We start from the raw sequence: 23,979 nt of genomic DNA, 5'->3' as shown, positions 1-23,979 counted from the left end.
AGTTGGATGTAATATTCTCCTCAATAATTAATTAAAAGCATTTTTTACTGTCATAATTATTAATTCAGTATCTTCTGTTCTTAACCCTGAATAAATCGGTAAACACATAATTCTACTCGCAATGTCCCTCGATTCTGTTTGAGGCGCATGTGGTTGTAGATATTCAAGTGTATCTAAAGAGGGGTAAAAGTATCGTCTTGGATTAATACCAGCAGCATTCATAGCATTTTTGACTTCCATAAGCTTTTCCTCGCTTTCGAAAAGCACTGGAAAATAGCTGTAATTATTGTTACATTGAGAGTTGCGCTTTTGTAGTTTCACATGATCCTTGAGAGCGTTTTCGTAGCAGCTCCAGATTTCAGATCTTTGTTCCAATATTGTATCCATTTCATCCAGAACACAAAGACCCATTGCAGCCTGAAATTCGTTCATTTTAGCATTTATACCCAGTTCTGCAATCGAATCTGGTCCATTAATACCAAAGTTAATCATCAGTTTAGCTCTTTCAAGGTCTTTTTTGTTTTTGAAGATGATCGCTCCACCTTCTATAGTGTGAAAAAGCTTAGTGGCGTGGAAACTAAGTATTGTTGCATCACCGTAGGATAGCAGACTTTCACCATTATATTGCACTCCAAAGGCGTGTGCTCCATCATAGATAGTTTTCAACCCATACTTTTGTGCAATGTTTTCAATTTTTTCCACATCACATGCATTGCCAAATACATGTACTGGTACTATCGCTGTAGTTTCTGGTGTTACAGCTACTTCAATTTTGGATGGATCGATACAGAATGTTTCAGGATCTATATCCACAAAAATGGGTTCAATGCCTTCCCATACGAGAGAACTGGTAGTAGCTACAAAGCTAAATGGAGTAGTTATTGCTTGTCCACTTACCCCAAGAGTTTTATATGCAATTTGTAAGGCAAGAGTTCCATTTGCTACAAGTAACAGGTTTTGGACATCTAAGTATTCTTCAAGCCTTGCGGTCAGTTCCTTTACTAATTGTCCATTATTGGTCAGCCATGCGGTGCTGTAAATTTTGTCTATATATTTGTCTAGCTTAGTGCGATCAGGCAAATATGTTTTAGTGACATTAATTGCCTCATATTTGTCTAGCTTAATGGGGTCCGACAACTGTGTTTTAGTGATATTGATCATCTCATATTCCCACCCTGTCAATTAGTGAATCTAGAGTTTTTATCAGCCAGTATGATAATTAATGTAAATACATTTTTTATAATTACATCTGTATCCTATATACGGAATGTGAATATTCACAATCCACCATACACTTTCTGGTAATAGTTTCTATAATCTTCATTTATGATGGAATTTAACCAGTTTTTATTGTTTAGATACCAATCAACAGTCATTCTTATTCCATCTTCAAAATCGATTTGAGGTTTCCAGCCCAATTCCTGGTCTATTTTTGTTGCATCGATCGCATATCTGCGATCATGACCTTTTCTGTCTTCAATAAAAGAGATCAATGATTCTGATATATCCCTTTCGGGAAGTTTTTCTGAAAGAATTTTTATTATTGTTTTCACAATATCAATGTTTGTCTTCTCGTTGTTTCCCCCAATGTTATATACCTCTCCAATTTTGCCATTTTGAAGTACAGAATCAATTGCAGAACAATGATCATTCACATGCAACCAGTCACGAATATTCAATCCATCCCCATATACCGGAATTTTTTTCCCATTTATAGCATTGTAAATCATCAATGGGATTAGCTTTTCTGGAAATTGGTAAGGCCCATAATTGTTTGAACATCTAGTAATATTCACTTTTAAACCGAATGTCTTATAGTAAGCTCTTACTAACAAGTCAGCACTCGCTTTGCTCGCTGAATAAGGACTATTGGGGGAAAGTGGAGTATTTTCTGTAAAATATCCTGTGTTGCCTAAGGAACCATAAACCTCGTCAGTGGAGATTTGTAGGAATTTATTTATATTATATTTTTTTGCAGCGTCTAATAATACTTGAGTACCTAATACGTTTGATTTGATGAATATTTCAGGATCTTTTATGCTTCTATCTACATGCGATTCAGCAGCAAAATTGACTATATAATCAATATTATTTTCTGACACTATTCTTTCAACCAATAATCTGTCACAAATATTTCCTCTAACAAAGGAATAATTTGCATTAGTTTCAATGTCTCTTAAGTTTTCTAAATTTCCAGCATATGTTAATTGGTCCAAGTTGATAATGCGGTAATTTTTGTGCCTATCAAGCATGATCCTTATGAAATTACTTCCGATAAATCCTGCTCCACCTGTTACTAAAACCGTTACTATGTTTAAACCCCCTTAAATAGAGAAATGAGATATTTTCCGTAATCGGTGTTTTTCAGCGGCTCCACAAGATTTAATAAACTTTCTTTATCGATGTATCCTTTACGGAATGCAATTTCTTCTAAACATGCTATGTATAAGCCTTGTCTAGTTTGAATGGATTCTACAAAATTTGCTGCTTTTAGAAGACCTTCGCAGCTTCCAGTGTCAAGCCACGCCATTCCTCGTCCTAACAACTGAACCCGCAACTCTTTTCTTTTTAAGTATTCGTTGTTCACAGAAGTAATTTCAAGTTCTCCTCGAGCAGAAGGTTTTATTGTTTTTGCTATTGTTATTACTTGATTGTCATAAAAATACAGGCCAGGAACCGCATAATTTGATTTTGGATTTTCTGGTTTTTCCTCAATTGAAATTACATTTCTGTCTTTATCGAATTCTGCAACGCCAAAATCTTTTGGGTTACTTACATAATATCCAAAAACAGTTGCTCCTTTTCTATTAGATGCAGCTTCTTTTAAATGTTCTACCAAACCTTGACCATAAAATATGTTATCCCCTAAAATTAAAGCAACGTTATCATTTCCTATGAATTCTTCACCAAGTAAAAAAGCTTCTGCAATTCCCCCTGGTTGTTCCTGTATCTTATATGAAATTTTTAAGCCTAAATGACTTCCATCATCAAGTAACCCTTGATAAAGGGGAATATCTTTTGGAGTCGAAATGATTAATATTTTGCGAATTCCTGCCAACATTAATACTGATAAAGGATAATAAATCATAGGCTTATCATAAATAGGTAAGAGATGTTTTGATATTGATTTTGTCATAGGATAAAGACGTGTACCATTACCACCAGCAAGGATAATTCCTTTCATCTCTTTTCCTCTCTCAAATAGATCTCAAATACCCAAATTTTTGACATTCTGTTCCCACCTTTTAAAAATTATCTTTCTAATTTTAAAATTGTGAATTTAATTTGAGGATTTTAAGTTACTGGATTTCGTTTTGCTGTGTTCAATTGATCTATTCAATTCTGTAATTTCCCGAGGGTCAGCTCTGCAGCATCTCCGTTTCCATAGGGGTTTTCCCATTCGGGTTTTGATTCTATCATCTGCCGGGCACAGAGAATTATCTTCTCGCCGGTTCCTGCAATCAAATTTGCACCAACATCCACCGTTTCCGACCTCTCTGTGTTGTCCCGAAGCGTCACGCAGGGGACTTTGAGGATGCAGGCTTCTTCCTGCACACCTCCGCTGTCTGTACGGATAAGTCTGGCTCCGCTTTCAAGCTATAAAAATTCCAGGTAACCGAGGGGTTCGATCAGCCTTGTGCCTTCAGGCACTTTGAAGCCAAATTCTCCTATCATTTTTACGGTCCTGGGATGAGCTGGAAAGATAATTGGGAGGCCGAATTCTTTGTATATTTGAGATAAACCGGTAAGGATTCCACCGAGACGTTCTTTGCTGTCCACGTTTTCTGCGCGGTGGGCCGTAGCTGCGAAGTACTGTTTTTCTTTCAAGCCGAGTTCTTCAAGGATATCGACTCCGTTTTTAGAGATCTCAAGGTTCTGGTAAGCTGCATCGACAACCGTATTTCCTGTAACGAAAATTTTCTCTTCGGGGATGCCTTCGTTAAGCAGGTATTTTCTTGAGGTCTCGGTTGGTGCAAAGAGATAATCGGAAGTATGGTCTGCAATAATTCTGTTGGTTTCTTCGGGCATTGTTCGATCAAAGGACCTTAAACCCGCCTCCACATGGCCGATTTTAATCTGAAGTTTGGACGCAGCAAGGGCACCTGCAAGGACCGTATTTGTATCTCCCTGGACGAGGACAACATCTGGCCTGTCTTTTATCAGGATTTCTTCGATTCCGGCGAGCATCTTTGCGGTCTGTTTTCCGTGGAGACCTGATCCAACATCAAGATTGTACTTTGCCTGCGGGAGTTTCAGCTGCTCAAAAAATATTTTATCCATTTCGTAGCTGTAGTGCTGGCCTGTATGCAGTATATAATATTCTATGCCCTGTTTCTCACATTCTCTGATTATAGGGCTCATTTTTATAATTTCAGGCCTTGTGCCGAGAATTATTGCAATCTTCATATTTTTACCGCGTCCTTGCCAGAAAATATATCCTTACTTTCATAATTTTTAGTAAATTACACTTTATAATTATTTAAGTCCTTTGGTTTCTATCTTTCAGCCATAACGCATGTATTTCTCGTGTAGTATTCTCTTATTTATGCTCTCTCTTTTGCATAGATCATTATGGAGTTATGCTGAATTATGGTAAATTTTATAAAAATGTGTAACTAAAAAATCGATGCGGGAATTATTTAAAAAAAGTTAAGGGTTTCCGGAAAGTGGGGGCATTTGTGGGTTGATAAAATATGTGGACTGATGGAAGAAGGTGCAGGGATGCAGGTGTTTGAGGGGTCGGAGAGATGGGTTTTGCTGTTATTCTGGTCCGGTTGCGCCGGGGGAGTTTGGGAAGGGGGCCGGGACTAAGTAAATATAACATTTCTGTTTTAAAACAAATGGCGGCTCAAGCCTCCATTTTTTCGTTTTCAGGTGTGGATTTTATGCCTAAATCATGCGGGTTCATTTTAAATATTTTAAGCGCGTTTTTTAGTTTAGACAACTTATTTTCAGGTGGTTTATTCGTGAAATACATAAAAAAAATTTGTCCAATCTGCAACACAGAGTTTTTTGTTTTGGAATCAGTGGCTGATAAAGCCGTTTACTGCACTCTTGGATGCCTGGTAAAGGCTCAGGGAGATACAGAAATGCAGGAAAGCTTTTAATTTTTTTTCCCGTGATTTTCAGCTGGAGTTTATTTTGATTCTCATTTTTTTTCTTAATTTCTCGGAAGAGTCTGCTTGAGTGAAGCTCACTGAAATAACTCATCGAGTAGTCCTCTTGAAAGCAGCGAAAAGGATCACGGTGGATATACGTGTTTTTCAATCAAAAAATCGGTCCTGGATGGGTCTTTAATAGGTCTTTAATAGGTCTTTAATAGGCTCTTAATAGATCCTGAATGTGAGTCTGAATAAATATATCATGTATGACCGAAAAGTCAGGATTTGAAAAATCTCCTTTATATAAATGAAGAACGAATATATATTCTCTGAAAAATATCGTATCGAAATGGTTGGGCATTGATTTTCAGCACTATATTTTACCTGATGAAATGTTCCTACCTTTAGTTTTAAAATATCATAATCCTTCTGGGGGTAAAAGAATTACTTCTGTGATATCTGAAAATGCAGGACCTGAGGAACTTGAGGCAATTGCAGTTGCAGTCCATTCCCTTTTAGAGCTTCCAACCACCATCCGCAGTCTCAATCAAAAGGGGCTTCGCCTGGAAAAAGGGAAAATAATTGACAGGGAATATACGGGACCTGTACTCGAAGAGGCGCTCAGGACCGGAAAGACCGTGCGTGGAGTCCCGAAGGGAGGCATATACCTCGGCAGGAATGTGGTTGTTTCTCCTATTTTTTCGGAGGACGGGAAGGTTGTTGCAGCAATAGGGATTGTAGACCTGTTATCTGTTCTGAAGATGCAGGAAATAATCAGGACCGTGGTAAACAACAGTCCTGCAGTGGTTTTCCTGTGGAAAAATAAGGAAAAGTGGCCTTCAGAGTTTGTTTCGGAAAACGTTGTCCATTTTGGGTATACGGTTAAGGATTTTATTTCCGGCGATATCCTTTATGGAGATATCATCCATCCCGATGACCTGAAAAAAGTTGAAGAGACACTTGAAAAGCGCATCCGGAGAGGTGAAGTTGATTTCAACGCGGAGTACAGGATATTCACAAAAGCCGGAGACCTGCGCTGGGTCAGCGAAAGGACATTTATCCAGAGGAGTGAAGACGGGGAAGTAACCCACTTACAGGGGCTTGTCCTTGATGTAACTGAAAGAAAAGAGAACGAAGAAGCTCTCAGGAAATCTTTTGAAATGCAGAGGCTGCTGAAAACCATAATCAGCAACAGCCCTGCAGTAGCTTTTCTGTGGGAAAACAAAGAAAACCTGCCTGCAGAATATGTTTCGGAAAACGTGGCCCAGTTCGGTTACACTGTAGAAGATTTCACTTCAGGAAAAATCCCTTACGGAAGCATAATTCACAGGGATGATATTGGAACGGTTATTGAAACCCTCAAACGCAACATCGCAGAGGGTCAGGATTCTTTCAGTATTGAGTACAGAATTTTCACAGGGGACGGAAAAATGCTCTGGGTGGATGAGAAAACCTTTATCCAGAGGGACAAAGAAGGGAAAGCAACTCATTTTCAGGGTCTTGTTGTAGATGTTACCGAACGAAAAGAAGCCCAGAAAATGCTTGAGATCCAGCGGGAACTTGGAACTAAACTTAATACTACCTGGAATCTTCATGCCATTCTTGACATGATGCTTGATGCCTGCCTGCAGATAAACGGGCTGGATGCCGGAGGCGTATATATTAAGGACGAACTCCTGGACCAGATAAATCTTACTGCATCCCGGGGAATTTCACCTGAATTTCAAGAAAAGGTTTCAAAATATAAGGCAGACTCAAATGAGTCAAAACAGATCTGGACCGAAAAGCCCATTTACTCCCTGGATTTTTACTCGGAACATATGGTTGAAGCGGTAAAGGAAGAAGGAATTACAGCAGTTGCGGTAATCCCTCTTAAGTATGGTAAAGAAATCATAGGCAGCTTGAATTTTGCCTCCCGTACCCTGGATAAGATTCCCTGGAACATCCGTAACTTCCTTGAAAGCATCGCTCTCCAGGTGGTAAACCACATCGCTCCTGTCTGTATCCAGGCGGACCTATCATAACCAGCTATGGACAAAAGTCCACTGGTTTCCTTTCTTAGTTCTCAAATCTTAATAAGCAGTAAAAGAATAAAGTTGTTACCCAAATAATCAGGTCTAAATAATAAAAACAGAACTCTTTTTTTAAATCAGCTACGGACCCCATTTAAGACTCTGCATAAGGTTAAGCTGGACAAGGGCTTTGCTGAATGGACTGCAAGTAGATTTTTAGGACCATTTGCTCTTTGGAATTTGCTCAAACCCCAGGGCGTACTCAGGAGAAAGACTCCTCCAGCATTCCTTTAAGAAATCATAAGCGAAGACTAAATCGGGGTTCATTTACAGGAGGATGACAACTATTGAAAGGGAAGAGAATACTCATATTTACTGTTGTTTTTACGCTGCTTATCCTTATATCAGGTTCCGCAGCCGCAACTACTCTTTATGTGAAAGAAGGAGGAGGTACAGGAGCATACGGGAGTCTTCAGGAGGCTATAAATGCTGCTTCTGATGGAGACATTGTCCTTGTTGGAAAAGGTGTATACAGTGAAAACGTACTCGTAAATAAATCTCTGAAAATAAGCTCAGAGAGTTCTCATCCAAAAAAAACCGTAATCGCTCCCCTGGACCCGGAAATCCCTTTGTTCCATGTGACTTCTGATTCTGTAAAAATCAGCGGATTCACTTTGAAAGGAGCAAATTCAACATATGGTATTTACCTTGACGGGGTTTCTGGGAGTAAAATCAGTAATAACTATTTTTCTGAGAACTGGAGAAGCATTATGTTGAGAGATTCGCATGAGAACACTCTGAAAAATAACCGCTTATCTAACAGTGATGACGGGATCTGGCTTGAAAGTTCAGAACAGAACATAATTAAAGATAACAGGGCAACCTCTAACCGTCATTACGGCTTCTATCTTAATTCATCCCAAAACAATACCCTCAAAAATAACTGCGCTTTCGGAGGAGCCGTTGGGATCTACATGGAAAACTCATCTGGCTGCCGTATACTTAACTCGGAAACATCAAACAACTTTTATGGAATCTACCTTCTCGATTCAGGGGAAAGCCTGCTCAAAAACAACATCGCAAAATCAAACGCGATGTACGGTATATACCTCGGAAACTCGAATGTAAGTACCCTGAAAGGAAACAGGGTAAAATCAAACCAGTGGGGAATCTATCTTGACTCAAACTCCAACACGCTTCAAAACAACAAAATGTCCTGCAACAGCAGGAATTTCGGGGCTTATACCTATCACTACAGAGGAGAAATGAACAACACCATAGACACCAGCAATACGGTGGATGGAAAACCGATATACTATCTTGTAGGGGTTTCAAATCAGACTCTTGATTCAAGTTCGAATGCAGGAGTTGTCTACTGCATTAACTGTGAAAATATCACCCTCAAAGACCTGGTTCTTGAAAACTGCAGTTTTGGAATTTACCTGTACAATACTCAAAATTCTCTTATTGAAGGAAACAACATCTCAAACAACGAACATGGGATTTACCTCGGAAACTGTTCTATTACAACTCTAAGGGGCAATTCTGTCAATTCAAATGAAGGAGATGCCTTCATCTTAAGCAGTTGCAGAAACTGCTTTGTAGGAGAAAACAAGGCTTCAAACAACATGGCAGGGGTCTGGCTCTGCGATGTGAGCACAGACAACCTCCTGAAAGAAAACACAGTTACCTCGAGCAGCTGGTGCTGTATAGACCTTGGGGATGCAAGCTGTAACAATACTCTTGAAGAAAATCTCCTTTCAGAGGCTTATGAAGGGGTCTATCTCTACGGGGCCAGTGAAGAGAATACCCTGAAAAATAACACCATCACAGCCAGTTCCTATGGACTATATACAGAAGGCTGCGGCAACAATACAATTTCAGGAAATAATATTTCAGGAAATAGTGTAGGAATCTCTTTTAACCCGAACTGGACCGATGGGACAGGTTCGAATTATAATGTAATCTATAACAATTACCTGAATAACAGCCAGAACGCCGAAGACTACGGAACAAATACCTGGAACATTTCAAAGACTGAGGGCATGAATATCGCAGGAGGGCCTTACCTTGGCGGGAATTTCTGGGCTTCTCCGGAAGGAGATGGATTCTCAGAAACAGCTCCGGATGAGGATGGAGATCGGATTGCGGACCTTCCTTACAACGTAACAGAAACGAATTATGATTTTCTCCCCCTTGTATTCGGGAAAACTGTAAAAAATACAGAAACTACAGACGGTAACAGGTGCAATAAGACAGAGTAAGTCCGGAGAAGAAAGGAGAACAAAATATGTACGGAAAGAATTTGAATCTACTTGTTCTGTTAGTCCTGGGAATGATTGTTTCTCAATTAGTTTTCCCGGTATCAGCCGGAGATTCCAGTGGACAGGAAACCAAGAGTGCAGGGACAGTCATAATCGCCACTGTTGAAGGAGATTCTCACACTTACGGAAAGGATAGTATTGCGGCTGCGCTTGAAGAAGAAGGTTTTGAAGTCATTAATCTTGGAGACGGGATTTCGGCTGAAAGCTTTGCTGCACAAGCAAAAGAGAAAGAAGCAGATATTGTATTCAGTTCAGCCTCCATGAGTACCACCATGATCCGGCAGATCCAGATTGAAGAGCAGCTCAAAGCCACAGGGATACGGGATAAGGTAATAACAGGGGTCGGAGGATCGCTGATTACTCAGGCCTGGGCTGACCAGATAGGAGCTGACATCTATGCTGCAGGCCCGGAAGACGCTGTTTTCAAGGCGAAATCTGCCCTGTTGAACGGCAGCATCCCCGAAACTCATATTTCGGCTAATGAAAGTACCAGTTGTGGAAGCTGCCATAGATAAGTTTTTGGAACCCGGCAATCTTTGAAAAAGGATGATGTGAATGGTTGGGAGGTGGGGGTGCTCCCAATCGAAATTTCTGGAAAGCCATCTTTCACAAAGCGCCGGGGGAAGCAAAAGTAAGGGGGAAGCAAAAGTAATGGCCAGGATTTCCAACAGGAAAAAAGTTTAGAAAAACAGTAGTTAGTTGAAAAAAGCAGTAGTTAAGGGATTTGAGCGTTGAGTAAAAGAGAAAGTCAGAAGTAAAAGAGAAAGTCAGAAGTAAAAGAGAAAGTCAGAAGTAAAAGAGAAAGTCAGAAGTAAAAGAGAAAGTCAGAAGTAAAAGAGAAAGTCAGGTGGTTCACAAGGTTTACCTTGTGTCATGAAGTATAATATTACCGGATCAGTTTTGAGGCTGTCCTGCTTTTACTCCATTCTACAGTATCCTGTGTCATGAAGTATCATTACTGGATCAGTTTTGAGGCTGTCCTGCATTTGCTCCATTCTACAGTAATCCCTTATGAACCAATTATAAGTATGTAAGTAATATTATAAAATCATGTCGATAGAATCCATGTTTCTTTGATGAGTCTCGATTTCCCCGAATCTCCAGTGTACACCTGAGAAAAGGAATCTTCAGTGTATACTTGAGAAAAGGTAACTTAATTAGCCTCAAACTCTCTGCTATAACAGTATTTTCGGGTCACTTTATGAACTTTTAGATTTATTCACGAATACAAGCTCACTTATTTATTATTTTAGTATGGATTGTGTTATTATTTTAGTATGGATTGTGTTATTATTTTAGTATGGATTGTGTTATTATTTTAGTATGGATTGTGTAATGTTATGGAAAACTCGAAGTTAATAACTCAATAACTCAAATTTAATTAAGAGTTTCCATTTTTAAGGAATTTTTGAGTCGGATGAAGAAATCATGATCATGTGGCTACTCCCATTGAACAAGTGACTTGGAGTATAGTTCAACGGATTATCAGGAAGCCATTTATAGTGATCCCACAAAATTTGGAAATAACACTACTTTTTTATATGGTTAGCTTGCCGTGTGAGAATCCTATATCTCATTCGAAGACACTGTAGTTATTTTTTAAAAGGAATTATTTCCATCAATTAAGCTTTTATGAAGGGTAATCAAAATTATCATTATAAGCTATTGAAAGGTTTTACTGAAAAATCCCGGAAAATCCAAGGTGGTACACATATAATCAGTCCCAAAAGCAGGTCCCGTCTGAAAAAAAGTGTAAAGAAGACGCTAAATACGATAAACCAGAGTATTCCTCTCCTGCTAGGGGTCATCTCTGCAATCAGCCTCCTGAACGCTGCGGTTCCGGAGGGTGCTTATTCGAAAATATTTTCTGGCAACATTTTTCTCGACCCACTGCTGGGAGGTATAATCGGAAGTGTTGCAGCAGGAAACCCTATCACCAGTTATGTTGTAGGGGGCGAGCTTCTCAGTGAAGGCGTTTCTCTTATTGCGGTTACGGCTTTTTTACTGACCTGGGTTACTGTAGGACTAATCCACCTTCCTGCCGAGATCGACCTACTCGGGAAAAAATTTGCTCTGGCAAGGAATTTGATCTGCTTTATTGTTTCAGTTCCTGTAGCCGTACTGGTGGTAATAACCGTGGAGATAATCGGAGTTTTGTTTTGAGACAGTGATTGGGAGGCTATGATATTTATGGAGATTTTATGTGGAAAGAGATTATGAAGAAAGAGGTCGTAACATGAAACAGTACTACTTTCTGGCTCTGATGGCTGCAGTCTACATTTCAATATATTTTACGTTTCCTCAATTATTCAATGAAGCTCTGGAAGGAACGTATTCGATCCTTTTGAAAGTGCTCCCTATTCTTATTCTGGTTTTTATTTTCCTGTTCCTTTTCGAACTTTTTGTGAAACCCGAAAAGGTAATAAAGAATCTGGGAGAGCATGCGGGAATAAAAGGCTGGTTCTTTTCAATCGGAACAGGAATCCTTAGCTCAGGTCCTATGTATGTATGGTACCCTCTCCTTTCAGACCTTAAAAAAAGTGGAATGAGAACGTCCTTTATCAGTACTTTTCTCTATTCCCGTGCCGTCAAACTTCCGCTTCTACCTGTGATGGTTCATTATTTCGGCATAACCTATACTGCCGTACTTGCCATCTACATGTTAGGGACTTCAGTAATCGTAGGATCTCTCACGGAGTTGTTTGTTAACGATAAGGATCGATAATTATTCCATTATTCCATTTTAATAGGATAGAAGTTCTACCGATTGGAAGGATGTTTACTTTGTTAATTTTATTTACAGGTGAATGAAGTCTTTTTTATATTTATCTTCTTTTTATTTCATGTATTTACCGTTCTTGTTTTCCCCGTTCTTCTCTGCATCTGATTATTTTTTATTTCAGATTATTGTGATTAGTTGCTAATAAAACCGGTATAGATATGTATTATGAATAATTACCTTAAAAAAGAAAAATATTTTGTGTGAATATATTATCTTAATGTATGAATATAGCCAGCGACCCCCCTGTACAGATCATATTTCGGAGCAGCATATAGATGACATTTCGGAGCAGCATATAGATGACATTTCGGAGCAGCATATAGATGACATTTCGGAGCAGCATATAGATGACATAATACACGACACTACATAAAATATTAAAAAGGGCAGGGTGGGAAGAAGTTGAGGATTTTTCTGAGCTGCATAAAATCTTCATTAATGAGGCACTTGCATTCCTGCTTGCAGCTACGGCTGTAGGGGCTATGGTGAGCGGGACGGAGATCACTCAGAGGTATTTGCCACTCTCCGGGTCCACCTGGGGCTGGGAAATTCGGCTGAAATGCAGAACATGCATTCTACCATTATATGGGATATCCACATCCTCTGCATCCCTCAGACGGTTTCGGTCGGAGGAGCGCTTGCAATTGCAGGAGCGGTCTTTCAGAGCGTCTTTCAGGCGTCTTTCAAAACCCTCTTGTGGAACCTTACAGATGGTTATGCCCCGCTGCATTGCTGCCAGAGACTGCGTCGCTTCGGAAGAAATAACAATTCCCTGATAATATGACAATAATCCAATTCACGACCTACAAATTCGAGGTCAACAGCCAAATTACATAGAGTTCGGAAGGAGAAAACAGGAATGGATATTCACAAGATTGACTGGAACGAGGTCTGGAAAAATCTATATGAGCAAAACCTTTCCAGAAGAGGGAAAGGAGAATGCGCATCGATATGGGAATCAAAGGAGAGTGCCCGCGAATTCCTCACACGTTCAAACAAAAACCCTCAAAGAGTTGCTAAGGTATTTGCTGATCTGGGAGCAGGACCGGCTTCCAGGGTGCTTGATGTAGGAGCCGGACCGGGCACCCTTGCAGTACCCCTTGCCACCCGCTGTGCCCATGTAACTGCCGTGGAACCTGCTGCAGGCATGGTTGATGTCATGAAGGAGTTCGCCCTCATAGAAGGGGTTAAGAATCTGGAAATCGTTGCAAAGAAGTGGGAAGACGTTGACCCTGCAGAACTTTTGGGCCCTTATGACATCGTATTTGCTTCCTACTCTCTCGGGATGCCGGACATCCGTGCCGCCGTGGAAAAAATGTGTAAACTGGCAACGAAGCGTGTATGTCTCTACTGGTTTTTGGGAATTTCCCCCTGGGAAAAGTGGATGATTGAGCTCTGGCCAACCCTGCACGGTCAGGAGTACCGCTCCGGTCCGAAGACTGATGTTCTTTTCCATGTTCTCTATGATATGGAAATCTACCCAAACATGGAGACCCTGCAACTGCCATATACCCGAGTATTCTCCGACCTTGATGCGGCTGTCAAGGACTTAAAACAAGAATACCGCGTCGAGACAGATGCCCAGGAAAAAATACTCCGGGAATACCTCTCCTCCGTCCTGCAAGAAGATGGAAGTGAACTGGTCCTTTCCGGAAATTCAATGCGAGTAAAACTCTGGTGGGAGATGGACCAGCGCGTTTAATGCCAGTTTTCATACTCATCAGCGTACTTCTTGAAGCTCTTCTGGTATCGAGATGTGTCGACACTGCGGAAACTTCCTCCAGCTCGACCCTCCCTTCTGACTCCGATCCCTCTGGTTTCAATCCCTCCGTTCAGATACAGTACCACACGGTTACCGACATGCGGGGTAAACCATCAGTTCGGATGTTGAGTTTATCCGCAGCCTGACGGCTGATATCCCGGAGGAAGAGAAAAAAGGTGCTGTACTTCGGCGCCCCGACATGGGCTAAGGACAAAGGTGGTGCAGGCTACGCTTTCAGTCCAGGATCAACCTAGATGACTATGACGGAAGACATCATCAATGTACGCAACGCATATACTGAATCCAGCACAAACATGGTTTCCGCTGAGCAGATGCTCTCCCTCGACCCGGACAAGATAATTTTTTTGAGCTATACGACAGCAATGAAACCACAACAGATGAACTGATTGATGCCCTGATGCTGGAATATCTGAAGATTATCTGACCCTGCTGCTGAATTACGGCAGCAATAATGTATGGAAAATTAAGCCTGGATTATCAGGCTTATAAACTAAATATGGAAAGTAATACTTGAGAAATCAGGTCTGGAAAAAAGTTTGAGAAATTTAGCCTGCAATTAAGGAATGGAAAGTAGAGAAGGAAAGTAAATGTACTTAAAGATGTAGCAGATGTAGCCAAATGATGACGCTTCGATAATCTGAACAGTTACGAGAATTCATTTCTTAGTACTACACAAACAAAACCGTACGATATCGGAAATCATGCATCTTTGAAAGCTAAGTTTTAGTATGGATTATGTAATATTATGGAAAACTCGAAGTTAATAACTCCAATTTTTTTAAGAGTTTGCGTTTTTAAGGGATTTTTGAGTCGGATAAAGAAGTCAGAATTGTGTGGCTACCTCCATTGAACCAGTGTATAGGTCAATGGATCATCAGGGAACCATTGATAGTGATCCCACAAAATTTGGAAACAGCACTACATTTTTACATGGTTAGTTTGTTGTATAGAAATGCCGTATATCATTCGGAGATACTGTCTAAATCGAAAAATATCGTTTTTCATTTTTCCTCACCTGCCACCTTCCCGGATATTCTTCAGGATTTCCTTTACCCCAGACCTTTTTCCATACATGAGCAGGTAAACCCTGAACAACCGGCTTGAAATCACGATTACTGCATGAATTGAAACAAAGAGGATAAAGAAACTCGCTGTGATCTGGTAGAAAGGCACTTCCGAAGTCCCCATTCTGGCAAGCATGGATGCAGGAGAGATAAAAGGAAAGAGTGAAAGAAAAACTGAAAGCGGGCTGTCGGGGTTTGTAAGGATAACCTGCATGAATATAAGAGGAAATGCAGCTATAAACGTGAAATGATGATTCTTAACCATACCTTTTACATTCAGAGTTTCCAGAGCTACAGCTTGGTTTTCGCTAACAAGTCTAAAAGAGAGTTTGTTCTGAAAATCATTTCTCTGATTTGTTATTTTATCATAGAGTACGGTTAATCTTTGTTTAGCTTTTTCTCTGTTCTTTGAACCTTCCTGTTTTCTTGAAACTCTTTTCTGTAATACTTTGAGCCTTTTAAGAGAGTTTTCAAGTACTTAGGATTCTCTACCTTCTCGCCTGTAGATAGTACAGCAAAGTCTTTGATACTTACATCTATTCCCACAGTTGTTGATTCGGAGAAGCTCTGTTTTTCAGGAAGCTCGTTACCATCTTCAACAAGGATACTGATGTAGTAACATCCTTTACAAGTTCTCGAAACGGTAGCTGTTTTAAGTTCGCCTTCAAACTTTCTATGTAGAACTGCTTTAATTGGTTCTATTTTAGGAAGCTTGACAGTGTTATTTTCAAAGTCTACAGAGTAATGCTGAGGCACAGGGAAAGACTGTATAGGATTTTTCTTTGACTTGAACTTAGGGAATCCTGTCTTTTATCGGAAATGTGAGTAAAGAGTCAGCAGAATATTACATACGTAATCAGGGTTGAAGTTGACGCTTATATCCCTGACCTAAAGACTCAGGGGTTTTACGCTTCTTCATATAAAGTTCAATCACGCCGGTCTCAAGGAAATTTGCAGGGACTATAAGATAGGAAGAAATCTGCCCTGACTGCAGGGCTTCCCTGGCTTCAGAGTTCTTTTCGTACTTTACAAACTCTATAGTTGAGGGCTTTGCCCCCAGTGGTCCTACAGAAAAACCTTCACTGGTTGAGGATTCTGGAATATCGAAGGAGCCGGTCATGTCAATATAGCCTACCCTCTGGTCTTCGGCAAGAGTGGTACTGGCAAGCAGAGAGGGAATAATAGCGATTCCGGCAAGGAGAAGAGGAAAAGCAAAGGTCATGAATAGAAACTCTTTACGCTTTATGGTTTTCAGGAACTCGTGCCTGGCAACAATAAAGGTTTTTCCGGATAATTTACTCACCAGAAGCACTCTCCACAGTCTCAATAAATATTTCGTTGAGGGAGGGAAGTGCCTGCTCAAATCGCAGGATTTCGGCTCTCCGTACAAGCTTTCGAAGAACTGCCTGTGCACTTATGCCTTCCTCAGGCAAGATCTCAATTGCCCCTTCACGCTCGGTGATTTTTCTGATGCCTGGAATTTCCTGAATAATACCCAGATTCCCTTTTTCAGCGAACTCCACAAGCAGGGAGTTTTGTCCGTGTTCCTTTCGGATCCCTGAAACGGTGCCGTAAAGCACTCGCTCGCCTTTATTTAGCATAAGGATCCTGTCGCAGAGCTTCTGCGCCTGTTCCATCATGTGCGTGGAGAGGACAACGGTCCTGCCTGCGTTCCTGTACTCGAGAATTTTGTCTTTAACGGCTTTCGTGCTCACGGGATCGAGCCCTGAAAAAGGCTCGTCAAGAATAATAAGTTCAGGCTCGTGGATGACAGCAGAAAGGAACTGAATTTTTTGCTGCATCCCTTTTGAAAGCTCTTCTACCTTTTTTCCCCGGTGTTCGTACAGGTCCAGGGATTTCATAAGAGACTCTGCACGCGCCTGAGCCTTTTTCCTGGGGATATTTTTAAGCTGTGCAAGGTAGACAAGCATATCCAGAAGCTTTGTTTTCCGGTACAGCCCTCTTTCCTCAGGAAGGTAGCCTATCCTATCTTTTGCAGCAGGATCCAGAGAACCCCCAAAGACCCGGATTTCTCCCGATTCCTTTTATATGAAGAAGCAGCCTTATAAGGGTGGTTTTTCCAGCCCCGTTTGGGCCCAGCAGCCCGAAGATCTCGCCCTTCTCGACTGAAAAAGAGATGTCTCTGATAATATTTTTTTCTGCAAAAGACGTTGATACGCCTTCAAATTCCAGAGCATGCATCCAGATTAAATATCTTCCAATATAGAATAAGTTTATTGAATGCTTAATTTGGGAGAATAGGTGAAAATATGCTACCCAGTCTGGTTATACACAATACCATAAGTCTCGATGGCTCAACTACTGGCTTTACGGCAAACCTTGATGTTCATTATGGAATCCTGGGCAGTTACGAGCCTGATGCCATGATAGTCGGTTCAAACACCGCAAAGGCGGGAACACAATTTTTTTGCGAAAAAATCCCTCCGGAAGAAGAAGCGGACTTCAAAAAACCTGAAATCCAGCCTGATGACACCCGGGCATACTGGATGATCGCGGATTCTCGTGGAGTTCTCGAAGGGTTGATGCACGTTTTCAGGCGTTCCGATTACAGTAAAGATGTGATCGTCCTTGTATCGGAAAAGACTCCTGAGCCTTACATCAATTACCTCAGGGAAAGGGACTACGACTTTATCCGGACAGGAGCGGGACGTGTGGATGTTAAGCAGGCACTTGAAATTGCAAATGAACGGTATGGTTTTAAACTTGTGGTCTCGGACAGTGGAGGAATACTGAACAGCATACTGCTCGAACAGGGGCTTGTTGAGGAGATCAGCCTGGTCCTGGCTCCGGAGATTGTGGGGATAAATGGGACAAACCTTTTCAGAGGCATTGAGAAAAGCGGGATTCAACTCGAACTTGTAAAAAATGAAATCGTGGAAAAGAAATATGTGCATCTTGTTTACAGGGTTTTAAAAAAGTAAAAGAGATAAAAAAGAATAAGAAAGGAATAAGAAAGTAATAAGAACCAATATCACTATCACTGGAAGGTTCCATAAAGGAACTTCTTTTTCGAGTAGTTATAGCAATCCATAAATGAACATATTAAAAATAAGTCTACAGAAACTACTTTGTATCTTTCTATATTCCGTGCTTTTTTTTGAGTGGCAACTGGTGATGGTTCTGACTATTTCACAGATAAGGCAATAACATTCTGCATATTTAACATTCTGTACATTTAACATTCTGTACATTTAACATTCTGTACATTTAACATTCTGTACATTTAACATTCTGCATATTTGACTTCCTGCACATAGGAAATGCGGGGTACATGCTTCTTTTTTAAAACTGTTTCTACTTAAAAGTAATTCTGTTGAGAGTAGTAAAAGCTGCGTAAGCTTATTATAGTTGGGGTCATTCCAACCCTCCTGTGATGAGAGTTATATCAGGAATTTCCTCATGGGAACCAAAAAAATAGGTTTTTTATGGTGTCCACAGTCCCTGATTATTTCCCTCTATCAGAAATATACATCATGAATAATAATTTTAAATCTGTACAATAAACTTTATAATGTACCCCTGTATAACATTAGGGAATATTAGGCAGAAACGTTTCCGGGGAGAGTAAACCCGGATGAAATTTACGGTGGAATCTCAATACGAATTACAAAAATGACCCTATCATCTCATATACAGAGGACAGTTTCGAAAGCCTTGTTTTAAGCTGGATGGGAGCTGGAAAGCCAGAACTCTCTACCCGGACTGAGAAACCGTTTTCAGCTTTTCTTTTAGCTGCCAGATCTCGGTTTGAGGAGTGAATACATTGCTCGAAGCCTTAGCGTACGGTGCAATTGTCGCCCTTATATCGGGAACTGTCTTTCCTCTCCTGTACCGCAGTAAAAACACAAGAAAGACTGCTTTTGGCCTTTCTCTTATCTCATCAATTCTGCTTCTGGGTTTTGCAGGCGCGCTCCTCTACACGGGAAAAGAGCCTGTATTTCCAGCCATAAGATATCTTCCGGGCCTGGATTTTACCCTTACTGCAGACCGGCTCTCAGCCGGATTTATCCTGTTAATTGCAGCAGTCGTGCCCGGAGTTTCAATATATTCGGTCGAATATGTGGAACACGCAAAAAGCGAAGCCAGGAAAAATCTGCAAACAGCCCTGACAAATCTCTTTATCCTTGCCATGCTTATGGTAGTGCTCGCAGGCAATATGGTCATCTTCCTTATTTTCTGGGAAATAATGTCCCTTTCTTCTCTCCTGCTTGTGCTTCACGACTATTCTTCTGAGGAAAATAAAAAAGCAGGCTTTTTCTACTTCGTGATGACAAACATCAGCACAGCGTTTCTTTTCGTGGGCTTCATAAGCCTTTTCAGGCTGACGGGTTCTGCAGAGTTTGGGCCGCTTGAATACTCTGCAAGTGAGCTGGCTCTCCCCTTCCTCTCCCTTTTTATTGGTTTTGGGGTCAAGGCAGGACTTGTTCCTTTCCACAAGTGGCTGCCCTATGCTCACCCTGCAGCTCCATCAAGTGTCTCGGCTCTGATGTCCGGAGTTATGCTGAAAGTTGCAGTCTACGGCTTCCTTCGTTTTTTGCTCTCGGTCCTCACACCTGAACTCTGGTGGGGAATGCTCATTATTACAGCAGGCAGCCTTTCAGCCCTCTTCGGGGTAATTTATGCTCTTAAGGAAAACGACATAAAAAGGCTCCTTGCCTACAGCAGCATTGAAAATATAGGGATCATTTTCACGGGAATAGGGCTGTATGTTATATTCAAGGTTGAAGGGCTTGAGTCCCTCGCCCTGTTAAGCCTTGTCGGAGCCTGCTTCCATGCCTTTAACCATGCCCTCTTCAAAAGCCTGCTCTTCCTCTGTGCAGGTTCGATAGTCCACGCAACAGGCACACGGAAAATCGAAGCTTTTGGAGGGCTTGTAAAAACGATGCCTGTAACCTCAGCCCTTTTCCTGATAGGCTCGGTTTCGATTGCAGCCCTGCCCCCAACAAACGGTTTTGCGGGAGAACTCCTACTCTACCAGGCTTTCTTCCAGTCTTTTGCCGTAACGGACCCCCTGCTCACCGTATTTCTGATAATTGCCCTCTCAAGTTTTGCCCTCACCGGAGCGCTGGCAGCTGCCCTTTTCGTAAAACTTTTCGGAATCACCTGTCTTGCTATTCCGCGTTCGAAAAAGAGCCGCCTTGCCGAAGAGGTCCAGAAACCAATGTTGATCGGACCTGCAGTGCCGGCAGCCCTCTGCATACTTGCAGGGCTTTTCTCAAAGCAGCTCCTTTCTCTTGCAGGCTGGGAAATTGAGTTCCCGAACCTGCTTTTGCTGGGGATTCTGCTCGGGTTAATATACGCAGCCCTTTTCCTGATTATCCGTTCAAAAGAAACGAGCCCTGCAAGGATTAGCGAAACCTGGGGATGCGGAATTCCGGCCCTTGCCCCTTACATGGAATACAGCTCTGCAGGCTTTTCCGAGCCTCTCGTGATGATCTTCAAAAACATCTACAGGACAAAGATTGTGCACAGAGCTGAGTACCTTGACAGGCAGGAAAGCCTCTTTAAGAACGGGAACGTGGAAATCCGTCTTCTTCGATTTTTCGAAGAGTACCTTTACATTCCTCCTGCGCAGGCAATCGAGAGTTTTTCAAAATACGTTTCAAAACTGCAGAACGGAAAACTTGACAGTTATGTCCTTTACGCCTTTCTGGCAGTCATTGTATTGATTATAGCAACTGGAGGCTTTGTATGAACACATCGTTCCTGCTCTTTGCCCTCTTAAATCCGCTTTTTGCCCTGCTGGCAGCTCCTCTGTACATGGCTCTGATCCGGAAGGTAAAGGCATACGCCCAGGGGAGAAAGGGCCCGAGGCTCTTTCAGGTTTATTATGACTTAAAAAAACTCATGCAAAAGGAAGCGGTCTATTCCCCAACTTCGTCATGGATCATGCGCTTTACCCCATACCTAAACCTTTCGACTTTGCTTGTCTGCTCCCTTTTCGTACCTCTGGTCTTTGTCCCGGAACCTGCAGGTGGGCTCGGGAATATCATTGTCTTCCTGTACCTCCTTGCACTTGAAAGATTCTTTACCGCTCTTGGTGGACTTGACGCGGGAAGTGCTTTTGGAGGCATGGGAAGTTCAAGGTCAATGAGCCTTGCAGCTGTAATCGAACCAACAATGGTAGTTGCTTTTGCAGCTCTGGCCTTTGTCCTGAAAAGCCTTAACCTGCACCATATGTTCGCCCTTACTGCAGGCACGGTTCTTCCCATCAGCCCGACCCTTGTCCTGGTCTCAATCTCGCTCTTCATTATCTTGATCGTGGAAACTGGTAGGTTGCCAGTGGATAACCCGGCTACCCACCTTGAACTAACCATGATTAATGAGGCAATGATCCTTGAACAGACAGGAAAGAACCTTGTCCTGCTCGAACTTGCCCATGCTCTCAAACAGTTTCTGCTTATGGGGATATTAATTAACACAATCCTTCCGGTAGGGCTCAGTACTGAGATAGATGCCGGAAAAATTGCAGTCTCAGCCCTTCTCTTCCTCCTGAAGGCAGGGCTGCTTGCAATAATAATAGGGCTCTTTGAATCAGCTCTTGCAAAGATGAGACTCTTCAGGCTTCCTGCATTTTATGTGATGGCATTTTTCTTTTCAGCTCTTACCATCCTTATCGAGGTGTTTGCATGATTGATCCGCTCTTCCTTGAAGGCATAATAAAGGTCCTTTTCGTCTTTGTCCTTATCAGTGCAGGGCTGATCATCTCAACCCGTAACCTTAGTTCGGTCCTTACCACATATACTGTACAGTCTTTCCTGCTGGCTGCGGTTTCCTTCCTCCTCTACCTGATGGACGGAAAAGGGCAGCTCCTGCTGCTGGCAGGCCTGACCCTGGCAAGCAAGGTAATTTTAATTCCTTACTTTATTTCCAGGATAGAAGAGAAAATCAAAATCGGAAGAGACCTTCACTTTGCGTATCTGGAGCCAACGCCCTCTCTTCTGCTGAGCATAGGCCTTATTCTCCTCTCCTATACGTTCCTTTCAAAGGTCTTTGAAGGTCTGCCCCTTTCGAAGCTCTTCTTCTTTGGGGCTGTGATAGGGCTTTCCCTGACTCTGATGGGCATGCTTGTGATGTTCAGCAGGAAAAAGGTTGTTACAAAAGCGCTCGGTTACCTCAGTATGGAAAATGGGGTTCTGATGTTCGGCCTCTTTGTGACCGAACTTCCCTTTATCATCGAAGTCCTGATCATAATCGACCTTATTATCCTGGTTATGCTGACCACTATTCTGGCTGTGGGGATGGATTCAAGCATTGAAGAGTACCGGCAGAAATTCCGAAAACTGCAGGTCTGGACAGGAGTGGAATCTCAGTGATCCGGTATTACCTCTTATTAATGGGGATATTCCTGGCGCTCGGCCTTATTCCGAAGTCCCACAGGTTAATGAATGCCCTTGCAGCAGGAAACGGCCTTTTACACCTCGTCATGAGTTGCGTTGCCCTGCTTATCCTTGACCTGCCCGAAAGGCTCGGAGAAACCTTCTATCTTGACCACCTTAACCTTTACGTGGAACTGATAACCGCACTGGGATTTTCTGCAGCAGCCTTCTATGCCAGAGGGTATACCGACAGTCTTATGGAAGCCAGAGAACTTGATCCTAAAAACCTGAAGACCTTCTACCTTGCCTTCAACCTCCTGCTTGTTACAGCCACTCTTGCACTCTTTTCGGATAACCTGGCTCTGTTCTGGATCTTTGCAGAACTCACAACAGTCTGCGCTGCCATGCTTGTTGCGATTCTTTCTGCAAGGGAGAATATCGATGCTGCCTTAAAGTACGTCTTCATAGTTTCCGGAGCCATGCTCTTTGCTTTCCTCGGGCTTATTTTCCTCTTCACCCTCTCGGAACAGACTCTCGGAGAGGGCACCCTCAACTGGACAGAACTTGTAATTCATGCCTCTGAGTTTTCCCCTGCTCTCCTCCTTGCAAGCTTTACTTTCATGTTCATAGGCTTCGGGGCAAAAGCAGGGGTAGCTCCTTTCCATACCTGGCTCCCGGATGCTTATGCAAGAGCCCCTTCGGTAAGTGCAATTCTCTCGGGACTGATGCAGAACCTGGGGATCTACGGCATAATAAGGATGTATGCCCTGCTTAGAGAAAGCAGCGCCTCCCCACAGGCTTCTTCTATCCTGATCGCGGCAGGAGTTTTTTCGATTGCTCTTGCGTCATTCAGCATGCTTCAGCAGAGGAATTTAAAGAGACTGATAGCCTTTTCAAGCGTTGAACACATGGGCCTTCTCCTCATAGGAATAGGAATAGGAACCCCCCTTGCCCTTTTCTGGACGCTTTTTTACATGCTTGTCCATGTCCTGGTAAAGGAAACTCTGCTGTTTTCCGCGGGCATTCTGCACAGGCAGTACAGGAGCAACATGCGTGAAGATATGAAGGATGTCTTTAAACTCCAGCCCAAGGCAGCCTGGGGCCTGATCCTTGGGAGCATTGCAATAGTAGGAATGCCGCCTTTTCCCCTCTTTCCGGCAAAGTTTTTCATCCTGCTGGAAAGCGCGGCAGTTTCTCCCTATCTGACCCTTGTGGTGCTGCTCATGCTCATCCTTGCAGCTGCATCCTTTGCAAACTTCCTCCTGAAAGCCTTCTCAAAAGTTACTGTAGGGGAAGAAAATAAAAATGAAAATAAAAATGAAAATGAAAACGAAGAATACAGGCACATAAGCAGGACTCCTGCAGGAATAGGGGGAGCCGTAAAGGAAAGCTCTGCAGGGAAAGCAGGCTATGAGAAAAACAGGCTTCCGGGTCAATATCTGGTAAGAGATGGAATGAGGGTTCCAGCGATCTTCATGCTGGCTCTTGCCCTTGCCCTGGGCTTTTATTTCCCTGATTCACTGAGGGATCTGCTTGATGCGATAATTCTTGAACTTGGGTATGTTTAAGGGG

General features: G+C 42.1%; 22 protein-coding genes and 2 pseudogenes. 15 read left to right on the top strand and 9 right to left on the bottom strand.

Features of this window, described 5'->3' with window-relative positions; translation table 11 throughout:
• Window positions 1–27: 27 nt before the first annotated feature.
• The 4 genes and pseudogenes from MSWH1_RS16200 to wecB all read right to left on the bottom strand — a co-directional run bounded on the left by MSWH1_RS16200 (window position 28) and on the right by wecB (window position 4,407).
• On the bottom strand, window positions 28–1,161 hold the full coding sequence (locus MSWH1_RS16200; protein WP_048129941.1) for a DegT/DnrJ/EryC1/StrS aminotransferase family protein: 1,134 nt from the start codon (window positions 1,159–1,161) through the stop codon (window positions 28–30).
• 116 nt (window positions 1,162–1,277) lie between these two features.
• Entirely contained in the window at window positions 1,278–2,312 is a 1,035-nt protein-coding gene (rfbB, locus tag MSWH1_RS16195; RefSeq protein ID WP_082088188.1) for a dTDP-glucose 4,6-dehydratase, read from the bottom strand.
• A 2-nt stretch (window positions 2,313–2,314) separates the two neighbouring features.
• The gene (rfbA, locus tag MSWH1_RS16190) at window positions 2,315–3,184 is read right to left on the bottom strand and encodes a glucose-1-phosphate thymidylyltransferase RfbA (protein WP_048129939.1); all 870 of its coding nucleotides are present in this window, start codon (window positions 3,182–3,184) and stop codon (window positions 2,315–2,317) included.
• 152 nt (window positions 3,185–3,336) lie between these two features.
• A pseudogene (gene wecB, locus MSWH1_RS16185) lies at window positions 3,337–4,407 on the bottom strand (non-hydrolyzing UDP-N-acetylglucosamine 2-epimerase).
• A gap of 341 nt (window positions 4,408–4,748) precedes the next feature.
• On the opposite strand from wecB, the gene MSWH1_RS19480 reads away from it, so the two are divergent.
• The 6 genes from MSWH1_RS19480 to MSWH1_RS16160 all read left to right on the top strand — a co-directional run bounded on the left by MSWH1_RS19480 (window position 4,749) and on the right by MSWH1_RS16160 (window position 12,163).
• On the top strand, window positions 4,749–5,108 hold the full coding sequence (locus tag MSWH1_RS19480) for a hypothetical protein (RefSeq protein WP_156148220.1): 360 nt from the start codon (window positions 4,749–4,751) through the stop codon (window positions 5,106–5,108).
• 446 nt (window positions 5,109–5,554) lie between these two features.
• Window positions 5,555–7,126 carry a PAS domain-containing protein gene (locus MSWH1_RS16180; protein WP_048129938.1) on the top strand — a complete coding sequence of 524 codons (1,572 nt, stop codon included), beginning with the start codon at window positions 5,555–5,557 and terminating at the stop codon, window positions 7,124–7,126.
• Between the two features lie 335 nt (window positions 7,127–7,461).
• Window positions 7,462–9,378: a NosD domain-containing protein gene (locus MSWH1_RS16175; RefSeq protein ID WP_048129937.1), complete on the top strand. Its 1,917-nt coding sequence runs from the start codon at window positions 7,462–7,464 to the stop codon at window positions 9,376–9,378.
• Window positions 9,379–9,404: 26 nt separating this feature from the next.
• A complete protein-coding gene (locus tag MSWH1_RS16170) occupies window positions 9,405–9,953 on the top strand; it encodes a B12-binding domain-containing protein (protein WP_048129936.1) in 549 nt (182 codons plus the stop codon).
• A 1,150-nt stretch (window positions 9,954–11,103) separates the two neighbouring features.
• Window positions 11,104–11,601 carry a hypothetical protein gene (locus tag MSWH1_RS16165; protein WP_197074604.1) on the top strand — a complete coding sequence of 166 codons (498 nt, stop codon included), beginning with the start codon at window positions 11,104–11,106 and terminating at the stop codon, window positions 11,599–11,601.
• A gap of 73 nt (window positions 11,602–11,674) precedes the next feature.
• Window positions 11,675–12,163: a permease gene (locus MSWH1_RS16160; protein ID WP_156148219.1), complete on the top strand. Its 489-nt coding sequence runs from the start codon at window positions 11,675–11,677 to the stop codon at window positions 12,161–12,163.
• Between the two features lie 271 nt (window positions 12,164–12,434).
• Here MSWH1_RS16160 and MSWH1_RS19755 read toward each other — a convergent pair whose 3' ends face one another.
• Window positions 12,435–12,725 carry a hypothetical protein gene (locus MSWH1_RS19755; protein ID WP_048129935.1) on the bottom strand — a complete coding sequence of 97 codons (291 nt, stop codon included), beginning with the start codon at window positions 12,723–12,725 and terminating at the stop codon, window positions 12,435–12,437.
• A 63-nt stretch (window positions 12,726–12,788) separates the two neighbouring features.
• Here MSWH1_RS19755 and MSWH1_RS16150 point away from each other — a divergent pair, with 63 nt between their 5' ends.
• The 4 genes from MSWH1_RS16150 (at window position 12,789) to MSWH1_RS19465 (ending at window position 14,389) form a co-directional block, all read left to right on the top strand.
• Window positions 12,789–13,004 (top strand): hypothetical protein, encoded by a 216-nt coding sequence (locus tag MSWH1_RS16150; protein WP_197074603.1) that lies wholly within the window; start codon window positions 12,789–12,791, stop codon window positions 13,002–13,004.
• Window positions 13,005–13,079: 75 nt separating this feature from the next.
• The gene (locus tag MSWH1_RS16145) at window positions 13,080–13,922 is read left to right on the top strand and encodes a bifunctional 2-polyprenyl-6-hydroxyphenol methylase/3-demethylubiquinol 3-O-methyltransferase UbiG (RefSeq protein WP_048129933.1); all 843 of its coding nucleotides are present in this window, start codon (window positions 13,080–13,082) and stop codon (window positions 13,920–13,922) included.
• Entirely contained in the window at window positions 13,922–14,128 is a 207-nt protein-coding gene (locus tag MSWH1_RS19470; protein ID WP_156148217.1) for a hypothetical protein, read from the top strand. The genes MSWH1_RS16145 and MSWH1_RS19470 overlap by 1 nt, the downstream gene beginning before the upstream one ends.
• 108 nt (window positions 14,129–14,236) lie before the next feature.
• Window positions 14,237–14,389 (top strand): hypothetical protein, encoded by a 153-nt coding sequence (locus MSWH1_RS19465; RefSeq protein ID WP_156148216.1) that lies wholly within the window; start codon window positions 14,237–14,239, stop codon window positions 14,387–14,389.
• A gap of 625 nt (window positions 14,390–15,014) precedes the next feature.
• Here MSWH1_RS19465 and MSWH1_RS21000 read toward each other — a convergent pair.
• The 4 genes and pseudogenes from MSWH1_RS21000 to MSWH1_RS20640 all read right to left on the bottom strand — a co-directional run.
• Window positions 15,015–15,877, bottom strand: a pseudogene (locus MSWH1_RS21000) (RNA-guided endonuclease TnpB family protein); the annotation flags it as partial.
• Window positions 15,878–15,923: 46 nt separating this feature from the next.
• The gene (locus MSWH1_RS16135) at window positions 15,924–16,370 is read right to left on the bottom strand and encodes an ABC transporter permease (RefSeq protein WP_048129932.1); all 447 of its coding nucleotides are present in this window, start codon (window positions 16,368–16,370) and stop codon (window positions 15,924–15,926) included.
• Window positions 16,363–17,052 carry an ABC transporter ATP-binding protein gene (locus MSWH1_RS20645; protein ID WP_304413478.1) on the bottom strand — a complete coding sequence of 230 codons (690 nt, stop codon included), beginning with the start codon at window positions 17,050–17,052 and terminating at the stop codon, window positions 16,363–16,365. The genes MSWH1_RS16135 and MSWH1_RS20645 overlap by 8 nt, the downstream gene beginning before the upstream one ends.
• 1 nt (window position 17,053) lies before the next feature.
• Complete coding sequence (locus MSWH1_RS20640; RefSeq protein ID WP_255350470.1) at window positions 17,054–17,269, bottom strand: ATP-binding cassette domain-containing protein; 216 nt, start codon at window positions 17,267–17,269, stop codon at window positions 17,054–17,056.
• A gap of 68 nt (window positions 17,270–17,337) precedes the next feature.
• Between MSWH1_RS20640 and MSWH1_RS16125 the strand changes: the two genes are divergently transcribed.
• The 5 genes from MSWH1_RS16125 (at window position 17,338) to MSWH1_RS16105 (ending at window position 23,975) form a co-directional block, all read left to right on the top strand.
• The gene (locus MSWH1_RS16125) at window positions 17,338–18,009 is read left to right on the top strand and encodes a dihydrofolate reductase family protein (RefSeq protein WP_048129931.1); all 672 of its coding nucleotides are present in this window, start codon (window positions 17,338–17,340) and stop codon (window positions 18,007–18,009) included.
• 833 nt (window positions 18,010–18,842) lie between these two features.
• On the top strand, window positions 18,843–20,783 hold the full coding sequence (locus MSWH1_RS16120) for a proton-conducting transporter membrane subunit (protein WP_231585395.1): 1,941 nt from the start codon (window positions 18,843–18,845) through the stop codon (window positions 20,781–20,783).
• Complete coding sequence (locus MSWH1_RS16115; protein WP_048129929.1) at window positions 20,780–21,721, top strand: respiratory chain complex I subunit 1 family protein; 942 nt, start codon at window positions 20,780–20,782, stop codon at window positions 21,719–21,721. Before MSWH1_RS16120 ends, MSWH1_RS16115 begins: the two co-directional genes overlap by 4 nt.
• A complete protein-coding gene (locus MSWH1_RS16110) occupies window positions 21,718–22,404 on the top strand; it encodes a hydrogenase subunit (protein WP_048129928.1) in 687 nt (228 codons plus the stop codon). Before MSWH1_RS16115 ends, MSWH1_RS16110 begins: the two co-directional genes overlap by 4 nt.
• A complete protein-coding gene (locus MSWH1_RS16105; RefSeq protein ID WP_048129927.1) occupies window positions 22,401–23,975 on the top strand; it encodes a proton-conducting transporter membrane subunit in 1,575 nt (524 codons plus the stop codon). The genes MSWH1_RS16110 and MSWH1_RS16105 overlap by 4 nt, the downstream gene beginning before the upstream one ends.
• The last annotated feature ends 4 nt before the right edge of the window (window positions 23,976–23,979 follow it).

The organism is Methanosarcina sp. WH1 (genome assembly GCF_000970005.1).
In the GTDB taxonomy this organism is placed as follows: Archaea; Halobacteriota; Methanosarcinia; order Methanosarcinales; family Methanosarcinaceae; genus Methanosarcina.
This window is presented reverse-complemented; position numbering and strand designations above follow the sequence as displayed.

Excerpts from the sequence above, each read along its gene's own strand:
- MSWH1_RS16150 (WP_197074603.1), top strand. The coding sequence starts at position 12,789 with ATGCATTCTACCATTATATGGGATATCCACATCCTCTGCATCCCTCAG.
- MSWH1_RS16125 (WP_048129931.1), top strand. The coding sequence starts at position 17,338 with ATGCTACCCAGTCTGGTTATACACAATACCATAAGTCTCGATGGCTCA.
- MSWH1_RS16200 (WP_048129941.1), bottom strand. The coding sequence starts at position 1,161 with ATGATCAATATCACTAAAACACAGTTGTCGGACCCCATTAAGCTAGAC.
- MSWH1_RS16110 (WP_048129928.1), top strand. The coding sequence starts at position 21,718 with ATGATTGATCCGCTCTTCCTTGAAGGCATAATAAAGGTCCTTTTCGTC.
- MSWH1_RS16160 (WP_156148219.1), top strand. The coding sequence starts at position 11,675 with ATGAAACAGTACTACTTTCTGGCTCTGATGGCTGCAGTCTACATTTCA.
- MSWH1_RS16170 (WP_048129936.1), top strand. The coding sequence starts at position 9,405 with ATGTACGGAAAGAATTTGAATCTACTTGTTCTGTTAGTCCTGGGAATG.
- rfbA (WP_048129939.1), bottom strand. The coding sequence starts at position 3,184 with ATGAAAGGAATTATCCTTGCTGGTGGTAATGGTACACGTCTTTATCCT.
- MSWH1_RS16145 (WP_048129933.1), top strand. The coding sequence starts at position 13,080 with ATGGATATTCACAAGATTGACTGGAACGAGGTCTGGAAAAATCTATAT.
- MSWH1_RS19470 (WP_156148217.1), top strand. The coding sequence starts at position 13,922 with ATGCCAGTTTTCATACTCATCAGCGTACTTCTTGAAGCTCTTCTGGTA.
- MSWH1_RS19465 (WP_156148216.1), top strand. The coding sequence starts at position 14,237 with ATGACTATGACGGAAGACATCATCAATGTACGCAACGCATATACTGAA.
- MSWH1_RS16115 (WP_048129929.1), top strand. The coding sequence starts at position 20,780 with ATGAACACATCGTTCCTGCTCTTTGCCCTCTTAAATCCGCTTTTTGCC.
- MSWH1_RS20640 (WP_255350470.1), bottom strand. The coding sequence starts at position 17,269 with ATGCATGCTCTGGAATTTGAAGGCGTATCAACGTCTTTTGCAGAAAAA.
- MSWH1_RS19480 (WP_156148220.1), top strand. The coding sequence starts at position 4,749 with ATGGGTTTTGCTGTTATTCTGGTCCGGTTGCGCCGGGGGAGTTTGGGA.